The 14,941-nt window shown below is 59.6% G+C and carries 13 protein-coding genes and 1 pseudogene; all 14 read right to left on the bottom strand.

What is annotated here, in order from left to right; all coding sequences use genetic code 11:
- Positions 1–490: pseudogene (locus ROS217_RS19765) on the bottom strand (endonuclease/exonuclease/phosphatase family protein); the annotation flags it as partial.
- A complete protein-coding gene (locus ROS217_RS19760; RefSeq protein WP_009819582.1) occupies positions 471–1,169 on the bottom strand; it encodes a molecular chaperone DjiA in 699 nt (232 codons plus the stop codon). The gene ROS217_RS19760 and the pseudogene ROS217_RS19765, both read right to left, overlap by 20 nt.
- A gap of 45 nt (positions 1,170–1,214) precedes the next feature.
- On the bottom strand, positions 1,215–1,694 hold the full coding sequence (locus ROS217_RS19755; protein WP_009819581.1) for a GNAT family N-acetyltransferase: 480 nt from the start codon (positions 1,692–1,694) through the stop codon (positions 1,215–1,217).
- The gene (locus ROS217_RS19750) at positions 1,691–2,314 is read right to left on the bottom strand and encodes a VOC family protein (RefSeq protein WP_009819580.1); all 624 of its coding nucleotides are present in this window, start codon (positions 2,312–2,314) and stop codon (positions 1,691–1,693) included. Before ROS217_RS19750 ends, ROS217_RS19755 begins: the two co-directional genes overlap by 4 nt.
- A gap of 2 nt (positions 2,315–2,316) precedes the next feature.
- Complete coding sequence (murD, locus tag ROS217_RS19745; protein ID WP_009819579.1) at positions 2,317–3,714, bottom strand: UDP-N-acetylmuramoyl-L-alanine--D-glutamate ligase; 1,398 nt, start codon at positions 3,712–3,714, stop codon at positions 2,317–2,319.
- A gap of 425 nt (positions 3,715–4,139) precedes the next feature.
- Positions 4,140–4,364, bottom strand: coding sequence for a formate dehydrogenase subunit delta (locus ROS217_RS19740; RefSeq protein WP_009819578.1), 225 nt, complete (start codon positions 4,362–4,364; stop codon positions 4,140–4,142).
- Complete coding sequence (gene fdhD / locus ROS217_RS19735; protein ID WP_009819577.1) at positions 4,354–5,181, bottom strand: formate dehydrogenase accessory sulfurtransferase FdhD; 828 nt, start codon at positions 5,179–5,181, stop codon at positions 4,354–4,356. Before fdhD ends, ROS217_RS19740 begins: the two co-directional genes overlap by 11 nt.
- Complete coding sequence (fdhF, locus tag ROS217_RS19730; RefSeq protein ID WP_009819576.1) at positions 5,181–8,075, bottom strand: formate dehydrogenase subunit alpha; 2,895 nt, start codon at positions 8,073–8,075, stop codon at positions 5,181–5,183. Before fdhF ends, fdhD begins: the two co-directional genes overlap by 1 nt.
- Entirely contained in the window at positions 8,072–9,580 is a 1,509-nt protein-coding gene (locus ROS217_RS19725; protein WP_009819575.1) for a formate dehydrogenase beta subunit, read from the bottom strand. Before ROS217_RS19725 ends, fdhF begins: the two co-directional genes overlap by 4 nt.
- Entirely contained in the window at positions 9,577–10,041 is a 465-nt protein-coding gene (locus tag ROS217_RS19720) for a formate dehydrogenase subunit gamma (protein WP_009819574.1), read from the bottom strand. The genes ROS217_RS19725 and ROS217_RS19720 overlap by 4 nt, the downstream gene beginning before the upstream one ends.
- 91 nt (positions 10,042–10,132) lie before the next feature.
- Positions 10,133–11,020 carry a LysR family transcriptional regulator gene (locus tag ROS217_RS19715; protein ID WP_009819573.1) on the bottom strand — a complete coding sequence of 296 codons (888 nt, stop codon included), beginning with the start codon at positions 11,018–11,020 and terminating at the stop codon, positions 10,133–10,135.
- Between the two features lie 119 nt (positions 11,021–11,139).
- The gene (locus ROS217_RS19710; protein ID WP_040650796.1) at positions 11,140–11,724 is read right to left on the bottom strand and encodes an HNH endonuclease; all 585 of its coding nucleotides are present in this window, start codon (positions 11,722–11,724) and stop codon (positions 11,140–11,142) included.
- Positions 11,725–11,894: 170 nt separating this feature from the next.
- Complete coding sequence (locus ROS217_RS19705; protein WP_009819571.1) at positions 11,895–13,715, bottom strand: ABCB family ABC transporter ATP-binding protein/permease; 1,821 nt, start codon at positions 13,713–13,715, stop codon at positions 11,895–11,897.
- Positions 13,716–13,779: 64 nt separating this feature from the next.
- Positions 13,780–14,883, bottom strand: coding sequence for a LysM peptidoglycan-binding domain-containing protein (locus tag ROS217_RS19700; RefSeq protein ID WP_254656462.1), 1,104 nt, complete (start codon positions 14,881–14,883; stop codon positions 13,780–13,782).
- Between the last annotated feature and the right edge of the window lie 58 nt (positions 14,884–14,941).

Below are 14,941 nucleotides of genomic sequence, written 5' to 3'. Positions count from 1 at the left end.
GCAGCACCCGGCCCGCCTTGGTGGTCAGCTCCACCTCGAGCGGCGGTTTGGAAAACTGCACCCGGTCAGCGTGGTCGTCGATATCGAGATCTATTCGGAATATACCGTCAAATCGCGGCACCCCTACCCCGCCGGGCATTGGGTCGCCCTGCGGATCATGACGCGCGGTCAGGACATCCGGATCGTAGAGCAGCGCCAATTCCTGTTGCGTGTCATTGGCAAAGCCGATCACCGCCCGACGTGCTCTCAAGCCAATCAGCAAAGCGAAATTCTCAAGTGCCGTCACGGTGCTGCGCCGCCCGTTTTGATCCGGGGCCTCAACCACAAGAACAGCATCAGCATCAAGAGCGGAAAAGACAATTCCAAGGGCAGTCAGTTGATCCCCGCGAGTCACCTTGTAGCGCGCCGACCATTCGGCATCGTCCAAGGGACGCCCTAAATCATCAAAGAGCGCATTGAACCATTCGACGTTATAGGTGGCGATCCGCACTGACACGAGCCTCGCTGATTTCGTCCCACGCGCGATTGATATCGACCAGACGTCGCTCGGCGAGCTTGATCGCTTCGGGTGGCACACCACGCGCCTGCATCCTATCGGGATGTGTCTCGCGCACCAACTGACGCCAGATCTTGCGCACCTCGTCGATCGGCGTATCCACAGTGACGCCGAGCACAGACCAAGGATCGGGTGCGGCATTGGGCACAAACCGCGATCTCAGCGCCCGAAAAGACTGCGGCTTTAGCTCGAAAATCTCTGCCACGCGCTCCAGAAAGGTGTCCTCATTCGGATGATACACCCCATCCGCCATCGCGATGTGAAACAACCCCTCCATCAGGTCACAGAGCGTGCCCGGCTGACCGTCGAACATCCGCGCAATGCGTCGAGCATACTCCTCAAACCCTGCCACATCTTGCCGCGCTAGGTTGAATACGCGGGCGGCATTGGCTTCTTCGGCCTCGGCAATCTGGAAGACTTCGCGAAACGCCGTCACCTCTTCACGCGTCACCAGACCATCCGCCTTAGCCATTTTCGCCGAGAGCGCGATAACTGCTATGGTAAAGGCAACACTGCGCTCGGGTGGGCTACGCAGACGGTCGAAAACCGCGCTGAGCCCCTCGCCGCTGGCGAGGGCCGACAAGGCTTCGGAGATACGCACCCAGATCGACATGCCAAGTACCTTAGACCCAATCAAGAGCACTGTCAGTGCAAACCGTCACAAGGTTTTCTGTAGTAGCACCAAATCCAACCAGCGCCCGAATTTTCGCCCGACTTCGGGCATTCGCGCCACCTCAGAGTAGCCGATGGCCCGATGAAAGGCGATGGCCGCCGCATTTTCGCCACTCACACCCGCAACGAGCACATGCAGGTCAGCCGCGCGTGCCACATCTTCCAGGCGCGTCATCAATGCCCGACCCAACCCGCGTCCCCGTGCGGCTTGGGCTAAAATCACCGTATGCTCCGCTGTACGGGCATAGCCCGGACCCGAGCGAAACCCGCCGTAGCTGGCAAACCCGAGAACCACGCCCTGTTCTTCAATCACCTGAAAGGCTAAACCACGTGCGGCCATATCTCCAGCGAGGGAGTCCGCCGTCTTTTCCACTGTCGTGAAGGTAACAGATGTTTCTCGGATGAGCGGATTCCAGAACGCGAGGATCGGCCCGATATCACGCTGTTCCGCTTGTCTGACGATCATTGCAGCACTCTTAGACCATGCGGCGTGGCAATCTCTGCATACAACCCCGCATTCCCCGTTTCAAAAACCACTCTGTTGTCGCCGAGTTCGGGTCCAAGCACCGCTTGCAACGTCTTGGCATTTGGATGCGAGACGATCAACCGCGAGAGCCGCGCCCCGGATGGCGTCAATCGCGTCGCAGGATGCGCCGAGCCGTGCCACTCGATCAGTGCCGGGAACAGATTGTCCATTGGTAAAATTCCAGTCTGCGGCACTGCCATCCGCCACTTCAGATCGCCGCGCGACAGCGCCACTGGCTGTCCGGCCTGCGGATGCCGGATCAGCGCCGCCTCCAGATCGTTCACCGCACAAATCCAGTTGTGCAGGCATGGTGGACCGGAAAAACGATCCAGATCGAACCAGCGGGGACATCCCGGCGCAGGGGTCTCTGGATCAATCGCAATCACTTCAAGATAAAGGCCATCTGCCAACCCCAAGAGCATATTGTGCGTGCCATAATGGGCATGCTTGCCACCGGGTTGAAGACGCAATCCAAGCGCGTCCTCGACATGCGCGCGCCCCGCCTCAAGGCTCTCTGCTGCCACTGCCAGATGATCAAGCCGCTGAACCACGCCGCCCATGGTCAAAGACGCGCCAGAACTTGGGCCATGAAATCCTCACCGCGCTTTTCGAAGTTGTCGTATTGGTCGAAACTTGCCGCCGCCGGGGCCAATAGTACCACATCACCGGATTCCGCATCGCTCATTGCACTGGCCACGGCCTTCGCCATGGTGGTGCAGACTTCTGACTCAACCGTCCCAAGAGCACGCGCGAATCCTGCTGCCTCACGCCCAATCACATAGGCCTTTCGTACATGCGCCAGCCCCGGTGCCAAGCCAGCGAGGCCGCCGTCCTTTTCCAACCCACCACAAATCCAGCGGATATTCTCGAACGCCTGCAAAGCCTTGAGTGCGCTATCGACATTCGTTGCCTTGCTGTCGTTGACAAAAATGATGCCATCTTTCTCCGCCACCCGCTGACTGCGATGCGGCAAACCCGCATAACTGTGCAGCCCTGCCTCAATCACGCGCGGGGCCAGCCCAAGGGTCCGGCATGCGGCATAGGCGGCGCAGGCGTTCTGATGATTGTGCGATCCGGGCAAGCCCTTCACGCCGCGCAGATCAATAGACCCCACCTGCCGCCCATGACGGTATTCGCTAAGAAATCCCTTGCGGGCAAAGACAGACCAGCCAGAACCCGTGAGTTTATGGTCAACGGAAATCCGGATCACCCGATCATCATTCGGCCCTTCCGCCATCTGCCCGGCAAGATACTGGCCCTCGGGCTCATCCACGCCGATCACGGCCCGGTCCGGTCCGCCTTCGGCAAAGAGCCTGCGCTTGGCCGCGAAATAGCCGCCAAGACCCGCGTGCCGATCTAGGTGATCTGGTGAGAAATTGGTGAACACCGCCACATCAGGCGTCAAGGCCCGCGCCAGATCGGTTTGGTAGCTGCTGAGTTCCAGAACGACAACGCCCCCATCTTCAGGCGGGTCGATATCCAGCACGCCACGCCCGATATTACCGGCGAGTTGGGCCGTTCGCCCTGCCTCGACAAGTACATGGTGAATGAGTGCCGATGTCGTGGATTTGCCATTGCTGCCTGTGACGGCGATCACCTTGGGCGTCACGTCAAACCCGCCCCAGTCGTCAGTTGCCAGAGATCGGAAAAACAGACCGATGTCATTGTCCACTGGCACACCTGCCGCCTGCGCCGCCACGATCACCCGATTGGGTGCCGGATAGAGATGGGGAATGCCGGGGCTGACAATCAAGGACGCCACCCTGTCCAACGCGCCCGCCCTCGACAGATCAACGATGGCAAACCCCTCAGCCTCAGCAGCCACGCGCGCGGTCTCGGTGTCGTCCCATGCGAGCACCTCTGCACCGCCTGCACGCAATGCCCGTGCTGCCGAAAGGCCCGTGCGCCCCAACCCAAGCACCGCGACCTTTGCCTCGGAATATCCTATGACCGGTATCATCCTGCCCCCATTCAGCCCAATCTGGCCAGCCTGTGCGTATTTGCGCCGGGACTGGGTCAAGATGCAAGCGTCAGAGCCTAGTCTGGCTCAACCTCCTAGACGTGGAAGACACCTTAGACAGTTCCCACCGCGCAAAGCATCTAGCATCTCCAAGAAATTGGGATAGTGGGAGCGTCAAAACGCGGCTCACTTGTTCTGTAGCCAAACAGCAATAACGGAGTTTTGTAATCTATAATCTGATTTCGAGATCGCGCCTGAAAAAGCGGCGCTCCCAGCGCCACCAGTGCAAACCGCCTAGACCCGGAGAAGGGAACTCGAAACTCTTTGCCAGCCACCTCTTTTGGATGCTCGCGCACCCTAAATATCCATGCCAACCAACGGGATTTCGGATCTACCTGAGCTGACGCCAATCAGGGTGCTCTGTTTCAGACACTGGCACGCGTCACGGCAATCTCCGCTTCTGCTGCGATCACCAGATCATCCAGCCCTTTTCCACCAGTCGCAACATAGGAATGCAGCTGCTCCAGCATGCGCGGCTCCCAATAATCCGTCAAATGCGCGGCGACACGCGTGGAGCGGTCGCTGCCGGGTTGGGTTTTGAAGAATGTGGCGATCTGGTTGGCCATATGGACCATCTTCTCAGGCGACATGAGGAACCTCGGTGTTGATGCGATGGGGATGGGAATAAAGATCAAAACCGCCGCCACGCGCAAAGGCGGCGATTGAAAGGCCCGAGGTTTCCGCCAGCCGTAGCGCATGGGCGGTGGGCGCGGAAACTGCAATCAGAATGCTGCAGCCTGCCATCGCGCATTTCTGCACCAGTTCGACCGAGAGACGGCTGGTCATCACGATAGCCCCTTCCGACGGGTCGATACCAGCACGCCAGAGCGCGCCGATGAGTTTGTCGAGCGCATTGTGACGCCCCACATCCTCACGCGCCAGGACCAGCCCCTCGCCCGGACGGATGAATCCGGCCGCGTGGGTGGCGCGGGTGAGATCATGCAGCGGTTGATGCGCGCTGAGCGCCTCCGTGGCGTGGGCAACCTCATACTGCGAGAAAATCGGACCGTGCTGTCTCACGCAGGGCACCGGCCGGATCGCCTGTTCCAAGCTGTCGATGCCGCAAAGTCCACAGCCCACTGGTCCGGCCATATGACGCCGGCGCGCTGTGAGCGCCACTTGGCGATCCTCGCGCAGCCAGAACCGTGCCTCGATCCCCTCGGCGTGCTCGGCAATCTCAAAATCCTTGATCTGCGCAGGGTCGGTCACGATCCCTTCGGTCACGGCGAAGCCATGGGCAAAATCAGCGAGATCGTCAGGAGTCGCCATCATCACCGCCTGCGTCGTGCCGTCAAAGACAAAGGCTACCGGGACCTCTTCGGGCAGGGCGCGGGTGACGCGGCGCGCCCCCTCGATCTGCACCGAGAGGCCCGGCCGGCTCTGGGTGGGAGAAAAGCCCATCGCCATCACTCTGCCGCAGGCAGGATGCGCCGCGCTTGGGCGGCCTGCGCAGCATAGTCTTCTTGCCAGTCGGTCGGCCCGTTTGACAGGTTGATCTGCACCGCTGTCACCTTGTATTCCGGGCAATTCGTCGCCCAATCGGAATAGTCGGTGGTGATCACATTGGCCTGAGTGTCCGGGTGGTGGAAGGTGGTGTAGACGACGCCGGGGCTGACCCGGTCCGTGAGCTTGGCGCGCAGCGTCGTTTCACCCGCACGGCTGGCAAGCCGCACCCAATCGCCCTCTTTCAACCCGCGTACCTCGGCATCATGCGGATGGATTTCCAGCAGATCCTCTTCATGCCAGATGACATTGTCGGTGCGCCGGGTCTGGGCGCCGACGTTATACTGGCTGAGAATGCGCCCCGTGGTCAGCAGAAGCGGGAAACGCGGGCCGGTTTTTTCATCCGTTCCTACGTATTCGGTGACAATGAACCGCCCCTTGCCGCGCATGAACCCGTCAACATGCATGAGGGGGGTGCCCTCGGGATGCGCCTCGTTGCAGGGCCATTGCACGCTGCCTTTTTCCTCCAGCAGCGCGTAATCCACCCCGGCGAAAGACGGCGTCGTTGCCGCGATCTCTTCCATGATCCGGGCCGGATGCGCATAGCTCCAGCCCGCGCCCATGGCATTGGCGAGCATCTGGGTGATTTCCCAGTCGGCATAGCCGTTGAGGGGCGGGATCACCTTGCGCACGCGGTTGATGCGGCGCTCGGCATTGGTAAACGTCCCGTCCTTTTCGAGGAAGGTCGAACCGGGCAGGAAGACGTGCGCGTAATTGGCAGTTTCGTTGAGAAAGAGGTCATGCACGATGACGCATTCCATCGCCGCCAGACCCGCCGCCACATGCTTGGTGTCAGGGTCCGATTGCAAGATGTCTTCGCCCTGGCAATAGAGCCCCTTGAAGGTGCCATCCACCGCCGCGTCGAGCATGTTGGGGATGCGCAGGCCGGGTTCCGCGTCGATCTGAACGCCCCATGCCTCTTCAAAGACCTTGCGGACCTCGGGGCCTTTGACGTGGCGATAGCCGGGCAGTTCGTGCGGGAAAGAGCCCATGTCGCAGGCGCCCTGCACGTTGTTTTGGCCGCGCAGCGGGTTCACGCCGACGCCGGGCCGCCCCATGTTGCCAGTCAGCATGGCGAGATTGGCGATGCCCATGACGGTGGTGGAGCCTTGGGAATGTTCGGTCACGCCAAGGCCATAATAGATCGACCCGTTGCCGCCGGTGGCAAAGAGGCGGGCGGCTTTGCGGAGTTCTGCCGGATCGACGCCGGTGAGCATCGCCGTTGCTTCGGGAGAGTGGCGCGGGTTGCTGATGAAGTCGGCGTAATGCTGGAATTCGTCCCAATCGCAGCGCTCGCGGATGAATTCCTCATTCATCAACCCTTCGGTCACGATGACATGCGCAAGGGCGCTGACCACGGCGACATTGGTGCCGGGGCGTAGCGGCAGGTGATGCGATGCCGCGACATGCGCCGATTTCACCAGATCAATCCGCCGCGGATCGACCACGATCAATTTGGCCCCCTCCCGCAGCCGCTTCTTGAGGCGGGACGCAAAGACCGGGTGGCCATCCGTGGGGTTAGCGCCGATCACTACAACTACATCGGTATGCTCAACGGAATCGAAATCCTGCGTGCCCGCAGAGGTGCCAAAAGTCTGACCCAAACCATAGCCGGTGGGCGAATGACAAACGCGCGCGCAGGTATCGGTGTTGTTGTTGCCAAAGACTGCGCGCGCCAGTTTCTGCACCAGATAGGTTTCTTCGTTGGTGCAGCGGCTTGAGGTAATCACGCCGATAGATTTCTTGCCATATTTCTCCTGAAGTCCGCGCATCCGGGTGGCGGCGAAACTCAGCGCCTCGTCCCACTCGACCTCGCGCCAGGGATCGGTGATCCGATCGCGGATCATCGGCTTGAGGATGCGGTCCTGGTGATGGGCATAGCCATAGGCAAAACGGCCCTTGACGCAGGAATGGCCGCGATTGGCCTTGCCGTGCTTGTAGGGGGTCATGCGCACCAACGTGTCGCCATTCATCTCGGCCTTGAAGGAGCAGCCAACGCCGCAATAAGCGCAGGTGGTGATCACCGAGCGGTCAGGCGTGCCCAGTTCGATGATGGATTTTTCCTGAAGCGTCGCGGTCGGGCAGGCCTGCACGCAGGCACCGCAGCTCACGCAATCGGAGGCGAGGAAGTCGTCACCCGCATTGCCCGCCGACACCCGGCTGTCAAAGCCACGGCCCTGAATGGTCAGTGCAAAGGTGCCCTGCACCTCTTCGCAGGCGCGAACGCAGCGGTTGCAGACGATGCATTTGCTGGGATCATAGCTGAAATAGGGGTTGCTGTCGTCCTTGGGCAGCCATTCCGGGTTCGTTTCGCCGCTCGTGTTGCGGGCTTCGAAATGGTTGACCATGCCGCCATTTTCCGGGGCTTCATAGCGCACGTCGCGCAGACCGACCGCGCCGGCCATATCCTGCAATTCGCAATCGCCGTTGGCCGAACAGGTCAGGCAATCAAGCGGATGATCGGAGATGTAAAGCTCCATCACCCCTTTGCGGATCTTGCGCACTTTGCTTGAACCGGTATGGACCACCATGCCGGGGGTTACAGGCGTGGTGCAGGAGGCAGGCGTGCCCCGCCGTCCTTCGATCTCGACCACACAGAGGCGGCAGGAGCCGAAGGCCTCAAGGTTATCCGATGCGCAGAGCTTAGGGATCTGGACGCCAGCCTCGGCCGCCGCGCGCAGCACGGACGTGCCTTCGGGCACGGTGACGGCCATGCCGTCGATTTCCAAAGTCACCGGCGCGCCCTGCTTGGCAGGGGTGCCCATGTCACGGTCGTTCGGAATGATGAAATCTTTCATTCGGCGGCCTCCTTTTGGGTGGCGAAATCATTTGGGAAATGCGTGAGGGCGGACATCACCGGCAAGGGAGTGAACCCCCCAAGTGCACAGAGCGAGCCATCTTTCATGGTCTCGCAGAGGTCCGTCAAAAGCGGAATGGCTGAACCGTCACCGGCAGCGATCCGGTCGATGGTCTCAACACCTCGAACGGCACCAATCCGGCAGGGCGTGCATTTGCCACAGCTTTCCACAGCGCAGAATTCCATCGCGAAGCGGGCCATTTGCAGCATGTCCGCAGCGTCATCAAACACCACGAGACCGGCATGCCCAAGCAGCCCGCCCCTGGCGTCGAGTTCCTCATAACCGAGAGCGGCGTCGAAATTATCGACGGGGATATAGGACCCGAGGGGTCCGCCCACCTGCACCGCCTTGACCGGGCGACCAGAGGCCGTGCCGCCGCCCAGATCATTCACCACCTCGTCCAAGGTGATGCCAAAGGCGGTCTCAAACAAACCTCCCCGCGCCACGTTACCTGCAATCTGAAGGGTCACGGTGCCGCGCGAGCGCCCAAGACCAAAATCGGCATAGTGTTGCGCGCCTTTCTCAAAAATCACCGGCACCGTGGCGAGGCTGATGACGTTGTTCACCACCGTGGGTCGCCCAAGAAATCCTTCAAGCGCCGGAAGGGGTGGTTTGGCACGGACGACGCCGCGCTTGCCTTCGAGCGAATTCAGAAGCGAGGTTTCCTCGCCGCAGACATAGGCGCCGGCGCCCACACGGATTTCCATGTCAAACGCCCGGCCAGAGCCCAGCACATCCGCGCCCAATACACCTGCCGCGCGCGCGATTTCGACTGCGCGGCGCATCACACGGATTGCATCGGGGTATTCCGAGCGCAGATAAACATACCCGCGTGTCGCGCCCACACCGAGACCCGCAATCGTCATACCCTCAATCAGAGTAAAGGGGTCACCCTCCATGACCATCCGGTCCGCGAAGGTGCCGCTGTCGCCCTCATCGGCATTGCAGACGATGTATTTCTGCGGCGCTTGCGCCTCGAACACGGTCTTCCATTTGATGCCGGTCGGAAATCCTGCGCCGCCACGCCCGCGAAGGCCCGATTGGGTGACTTCTGCAACGATCCCGGCCCCGTCCATCTCAATGGCGCGACGCAGGCCCACAAGCCCACCATGCGCCTCGTAATCCGTGATATTCAGAGGGTCAACGACGCCGACGCGGGCAAAGGTGAGGCGCGTCTGCCGCTTCATCCAGTCCAGATACTCAACTGGGCCTAGCGCCTTGGCGCTGCTGCCATCGAGAATGCCCGCAACATCGCCCACGGTCGCCGGACCATAGCCGTGACGTATCCCGTTGATCTCGACCTCGACCAGCGGTTCCAGCCAGATCATGCCGCGCGTACCGGTGCGGATGATATGTGCCTCCGGTGCAACGGCGAGAATGGCGGCGACCACCTCTTCAGCGCCAAGCGCCTTGGCGGCGCTGTCCATGGGGACGTAAATCTTCATGCGCCCGCCTCCGCCAAGAGGGTATCCATCCGGGCGGCATCCACCCGGCCCACCACGCGGTCATCCAGCATCGCCGCAGGCGCGCAGGCGCACAGGCCAAGGCAATACACCGGCTCGACCGTGACCGCGCCATTCGCGGTGGTGCCATGCCAATCAAGGCCCAGCTTGGTCAGTGTCGCATCGGCAAGCGCCGTGCCTCCGACAGCCTGACACGCCTCGGCCCGACAGATCTTCAGAACATGCCGCCCGGCAGGATTGGCACGGAAATCGTGGTAAAAGCTGATGACGCCATGCAGCTCTGCTCGGCTTATGTTGAGCGCTTCGGCAATGGGTCGATGCGCTGCCTCGGGGATGTGACCGAAGGCGTCTTGCATGGCGTGCAGGATTGGCAGGAGTGGCCCTTCAAGATGCAGATGCTCTGTCAGGATAGCTTGAATATCATCCGGGGCGGGTGTTGTCATGGCTTGCCTCTCGCAGTTGCTGCGATCAGTCAATCAGCTCAAGCCATGAACAATCAATATCAATATACGGTCAATCAATAGGCAAATTCTATCAAGCATTGACCCCTAATCGACGCGCCTCGCGCAGGAGGCTTTCCAATACCGGTGTGTGCGGTTCGCGGTATGGGGCGACCAAACCGACAGAATGGGCAGGTTCGGGACCTGAGAGTGGGATGAGTTTCAAAGGTTTGCCATGGGCGTGAAACCGGGCGGCATCTTCGGGGAGTACCGTCATCCATCCGCCGGTTTCTACGGTCGCCATCAGGACCACGGTAGAGTTCGATTCAATCCAGGCTTCTGGCGTCACATCGACGGCAGCAAAGTTGCGGTTGATGATCCTGCGGTTCTGCATATCTGGGGTCAGCAGGCAAAGTTGTTCGCCCGCCAGTTCTTCCCAGCAGACAGCGTCGCGCGTGGCAAAGCGCGCATTCTCCGCGCAAACCAGCATATAGCGTTCCTCATAAAGTGGCTCTGTGCTGACCCGGCCCATCGGCTCGTTGTCCAGATAGGAAATACCGGCGTCGATATCGAGATTGTCCAGCATGCTCAGGATCTCGACCGAGGTGCGCGACAGAATGGTAAAGCGTACCTTGGGGTGTTTGGCGTTGAACCTATGACAGAGCCGCGCCGCCCATGTCAGCGCCGTCGGGATTGCCGCGATACGCAGTTGACCAGACAACCCATGTCGTTTGGCGCGCATTTCTTCACGCAATTGCCGGGCGTCGCCGACGATTCGCCGTGCCCAAACCAGCGTCGCCTGCCCCTCTGGAGTGAGGCCGCCGTAGCGTGAGCCGCGAAAAATGAGCTGCACACCCAACTGTTCCTCAAGCTGCTTGATCCCCGCCGAGAGCGACGGTTGTGTGATCCCGATGCTGACCGCCGCACGGCCAAAATGGCCCTCTTTCGCGACAGCAATGAACATCTCCAGCTTATCCAGCATGATAGACCAGTCCTATTAGGTATCGGAGATCTGATAACAAATAGAAATCATGCCGGTAAATCAACCCCGGATTTTCAAGCTAGATACCTCTGCGGCGACCGATTTGGGGCAATCGGCCTTCAGGCCTCCAGCTCAGCATCCCAATACAGAAAATCGAGCCAGCTGTCATGCAGATGGTTCGGAGGAAATTTCCGCCCTTGATTACGCAACTGCTCCGCTTCCGGCATACGGGGTGGTTTGCGCAGGCTCAGACCGGATTGGCGTAGGCTTTTCGACCCTTTGCGCAAATTGCAGGGACTACAGGCCGCGACAACATTCTCCCAGCTTGTGACCCCACCCGAGGCGCGCGGCACAACATGATCAAAGGTCAGATCCCCCCTGCCACCGCAATACTGACACATGAATTCGTCCCGCAAGAATAAATTAAAGCGCGTGAAGGCCACGCGCTTTTGGGGTTTCACGTAATCTTTGAGGACGATGACGGAAGGGATGCGTATGGTTGTGCTCGGGCTTCTGACCCACTGGTCGTATTCTGCTACAATATCAACCCGGTCAGACCATGCTGCTTTGATTGCTTCCTGCCATGTCCAGAGCGACAGTGGATAATATGACAGCGGGCGGTAATCGGCATTCAACACAAGCGCCGGGTAATGCCGCAACGCTGCGGGTTCTCTTACAAATTCTGTCCTGAAATCGCCGTCCATCTGACTGACTATCCTCTCACCCCGGTCGTTAGGGGTCTAGGTGCCAGAGCGGGCACCTGACCCCGTCCTGAATCCACTATATATCGCGATTGCAACCTGACAAGTCCGATATGTAGCGCTCGATGAACGGATTTCTAAAGGGACAAAGTAACTGTCCCATGACAACCTGGTCACGCTGCCTCTTCTTCCTCTTCACGCGCTTGCCGTTGCCAGAGTGCCGCGTACCGTCCCTGCCGCGCCAGAAGATCGGAATGTGTTCCCTGCTCAACCACAACACCTTGATCCAAAACGACAATTTTATCTGCGTTGGCCACAGTGGACAATCTGTGCGCAATCATGATGACCGTGCGCCCCTCTGCCGCAAGCGCCAAGGCGCCCTGGATATCCCGCTCTGTTTGGGTGTCGAGTGCACTGGTCGCCTCGTCCAGGAGCAGGATCGGTGGATTCTTGAGCAAAGTGCGCGCAATACCGACGCGCTGCTTTTCGCCGCCCGAAAGTTTCAGGCCTCTCTCGCCCACCTGCGTGGCATAGCCTTCAGGTAAACTGGCAATGAAATCATGGATTTGAGCCGCGCGCGCTGCGTCCTCTATCTCTGACTGCGTGGCACCGGCGCGCCCGTAGCCAATATTATAGCCGATTGTATCGTTGAAAAGCACCGTATCTTGCGGAACAACGCCTATCGCCGCATGCAGGCTTTCTTGGGTCACGTCACGCACATCTCGACCGTCGATCAGCACACGCCCCGCCTGAACATCGTAGAAGCGAAAGAGCAAGCGCCCAATCGTCGACTTGCCCGAGCCCGAAGGACCCACAACTGCGACCGTCTGCCCGGCTGGCACATCAAGCGTCACACCTCTGAGAATGGGCCGATTTGCGTCATATCCAAAATCAATGCCTTCCAATCGAACAGACGCCACCTTCACTTTTAGAACATCTGCGTCAGACTTATCCTTTACATCTGGATTCTGCTCTAACAAATCGAACATTTCAGCCATATCAACCAGAGCCTGACGTATTTCACGATAGACCGTCCCCAAGAAGTTGAGTGGCATCGTGATTTGCACCATATAGGCATTGACCATGACGAAATCGCCAACGGTCATCTGTCCGGATTGCACGCCGATTGCCGCCATCACCATCACGATGACCAACCCGCCCGTGATGATCAGGGATTGACCAAAGTTGAGGAAGGCCAGTGAATAGGAGGTCTGGAGCGCAGCCTGCTCATACCCGGCCATGGCTGCATCATATCGGCTCGCCTCGCGCCCCTCTGCTCCGAAATACTTGACCGTTTCAAAATTGAGCAGACTGTCGATCGCCTTTTGATTGGCGTCGGTATCCTGATCGTTCATCTCTTTGCGCAGACGCACCCGCCACTCGGTGACCTTGAAGGTAAAGGCGATATAGGTCCCAATCACTGCCACGACCACGACCAGATACCAGATGTCAAAAACGACCGCGAGAACCACGCCGATCAGCAACAGTTCCAGCGCCAATGGACCAATCGAAAACAGGAGAAACCGCAGCAGAAACTCCACCCCCTTGACCCCGCGCTCAATAATCCGGCTGAGACCACCGGTCTTGCGGGTGATGTGGTAACGCATTGACATCGCGTGAATATGTTGAAAAGTTTGCAGTGCAAGCGCGCGCAGGGCACGCTGTGCAACGCGCGCGAAAATCACGTCACGGAGTTGTTGAAAACCAACTGTCATCAGCCGCGCCATGCCATAGGCAACGGTTAGACCAACGGCACCTGCACCCAGCATCCAAGCTGCGGATTGTCCCTCGCCCGCCAGCATATCGACCGCTGCTTTGTAGAAAAATGGTGTGCCGACACCAATCAGTTTCGCGACCAAAAGGGCGATCAGCGCAAAAACAACGCGGCGTTTAACCCAAGGCTGATCTGCGGGCCAGAGATAGGGGGCGACGCGCCTGACCGTGCGCCAGCCATTGGCGGGCGTGTCTGAGGTGGTAATGCTGGCGTGACGCATGAGCTAGCCTTTTCAATCACTTGTCTCAGAGATAGCTCTGAGCCACAAGGATTGCCAGTCTGCTCTAGCGTGGCAGTGTAAAGACCTGCCCCGGATAGATCAGGTCCGGATCGCGAATGCGGTCGCGGTTGGCCTCATAGACCCGGACATAGAGCAGACCCTCACCATAAGTCTCTCGCGAAATTGCCCAGAGGGTAGAGCCGGGTTGCACCGTGACTGCGCGGATGGAACTGATATCTGCGGTTTGAGCCTCGGCCAAGACGCGTTGATCCTCGCGCTTGAACGGGGTTTCAACTCTCGACGTGACAGCTCCCTCAGCGTCGACCTCGTCGACACGCAGGGTGTAGACGCCCGTATCAACCTCTGGCAATGCCGTGCTCCATTCGCCATCGGGCGTGACCTGCGACGTGGTGACGGGATCATTGTCGAGATAAATTCGAACAAATCCAGTACCTTGGGCACGCCCAGACAGCTCGACCTCGCCATCGGACGAATAGGTGATCGCGTCCAGAGCAACGTTCGCCATTACATCGGGGGACGCATTCGAGGATGGTGTCTGCAAGACCCGCACGCCGGTTTCGTCGGTCAGCAGAACGGTTTGCGGGCTGTCGGTCTCGCTCAGTTGCGCGGAGGATGTTGCGTCGGCAGCGACAGGTTGCGGCTCGGGCATTGGCGCGACGGAGGGGTTGGCAGAGATGTCCGGCGCAACCTCTGGAGTGGGTGCGATGATGATCTCGTCTTGCGAGGCGATTTCCTGGCCAGAAGGGTCAGAGCGCATCCTCAGCGACAAAACACGCGGTGCGGAGCTTGCAGGGAGATCGAGGAACTGGACGAATTTCCCTGCATTATCAGAGAGTACAAAGCCCATGTTCACGTCGTCCAGCATAATCGAGACATTCCATCCCGGCTCTGCCTGACCGGCGATGATCATCTGACCGTTGGGTTCCAGACGAAAAGTGTCGATCGCCGGTGGCGCGGGCATCGGTGGGGTTGCAAGGGACTCGGGTGCAGTCGGGATCGGGGCTTGCGCGGTTTCAACGCTGGGGATCGGTAAGGGCTCAGGGTCCGGCTGTGCGCGGAAATAAAGTGCCGCAATCAGCGCGCCTAGAACGGTCAGCCCGCCAAGACCCATCGCCGATCCAGAACCTAAACCGCCGAAATTGCTCATCTTTCTTACATCCCCATGCCCCGACATTATGTCAGGTTGCTCAAGAATAGCAACAAGG

This window comes from Roseovarius sp. 217 (assembly GCF_000152845.1).
Taxonomy (GTDB): Bacteria; Pseudomonadota; Alphaproteobacteria; order Rhodobacterales; family Rhodobacteraceae; genus Roseovarius.
Note: the sequence above shows the minus strand (reverse complement) of the source record. Positions and strands in the feature narration are given on the sequence as shown.

Bases quoted from the DNA above. Each gene is read 5' to 3' on its own strand.
- ROS217_RS19760 (WP_009819582.1), bottom strand. From the start codon at position 1,169: ATGTCGATCTGGGTGCGTATCTCCGAAGCCTTGTCGGCCCTCGCCAGC.
- ROS217_RS19755 (WP_009819581.1), bottom strand. From the start codon at position 1,694: ATGATCGTCAGACAAGCGGAACAGCGTGATATCGGGCCGATCCTCGCG.
- ROS217_RS19750 (WP_009819580.1), bottom strand. From the start codon at position 2,314: ATGGGCGGCGTGGTTCAGCGGCTTGATCATCTGGCAGTGGCAGCAGAG.
- murD (WP_009819579.1), bottom strand. From the start codon at position 3,714: ATGATACCGGTCATAGGATATTCCGAGGCAAAGGTCGCGGTGCTTGGG.
- ROS217_RS19740 (WP_009819578.1), bottom strand. From the start codon at position 4,364: ATGTCGCCTGAGAAGATGGTCCATATGGCCAACCAGATCGCCACATTC.
- fdhD (WP_009819577.1), bottom strand. From the start codon at position 5,181: ATGGCGATGGGCTTTTCTCCCACCCAGAGCCGGCCGGGCCTCTCGGTG.
- fdhF (WP_009819576.1), bottom strand. From the start codon at position 8,075: ATGAAAGATTTCATCATTCCGAACGACCGTGACATGGGCACCCCTGCC.
- ROS217_RS19725 (WP_009819575.1), bottom strand. From the start codon at position 9,580: ATGAAGATTTACGTCCCCATGGACAGCGCCGCCAAGGCGCTTGGCGCT.
- ROS217_RS19720 (WP_009819574.1), bottom strand. From the start codon at position 10,041: ATGACAACACCCGCCCCGGATGATATTCAAGCTATCCTGACAGAGCAT.
- ROS217_RS19715 (WP_009819573.1), bottom strand. From the start codon at position 11,020: ATGCTGGATAAGCTGGAGATGTTCATTGCTGTCGCGAAAGAGGGCCAT.
- ROS217_RS19710 (WP_040650796.1), bottom strand. From the start codon at position 11,724: ATGGACGGCGATTTCAGGACAGAATTTGTAAGAGAACCCGCAGCGTTG.
- ROS217_RS19705 (WP_009819571.1), bottom strand. From the start codon at position 13,715: ATGCGTCACGCCAGCATTACCACCTCAGACACGCCCGCCAATGGCTGG.
- ROS217_RS19700 (WP_254656462.1), bottom strand. From the start codon at position 14,883: ATGAGCAATTTCGGCGGTTTAGGTTCTGGATCGGCGATGGGTCTTGGC.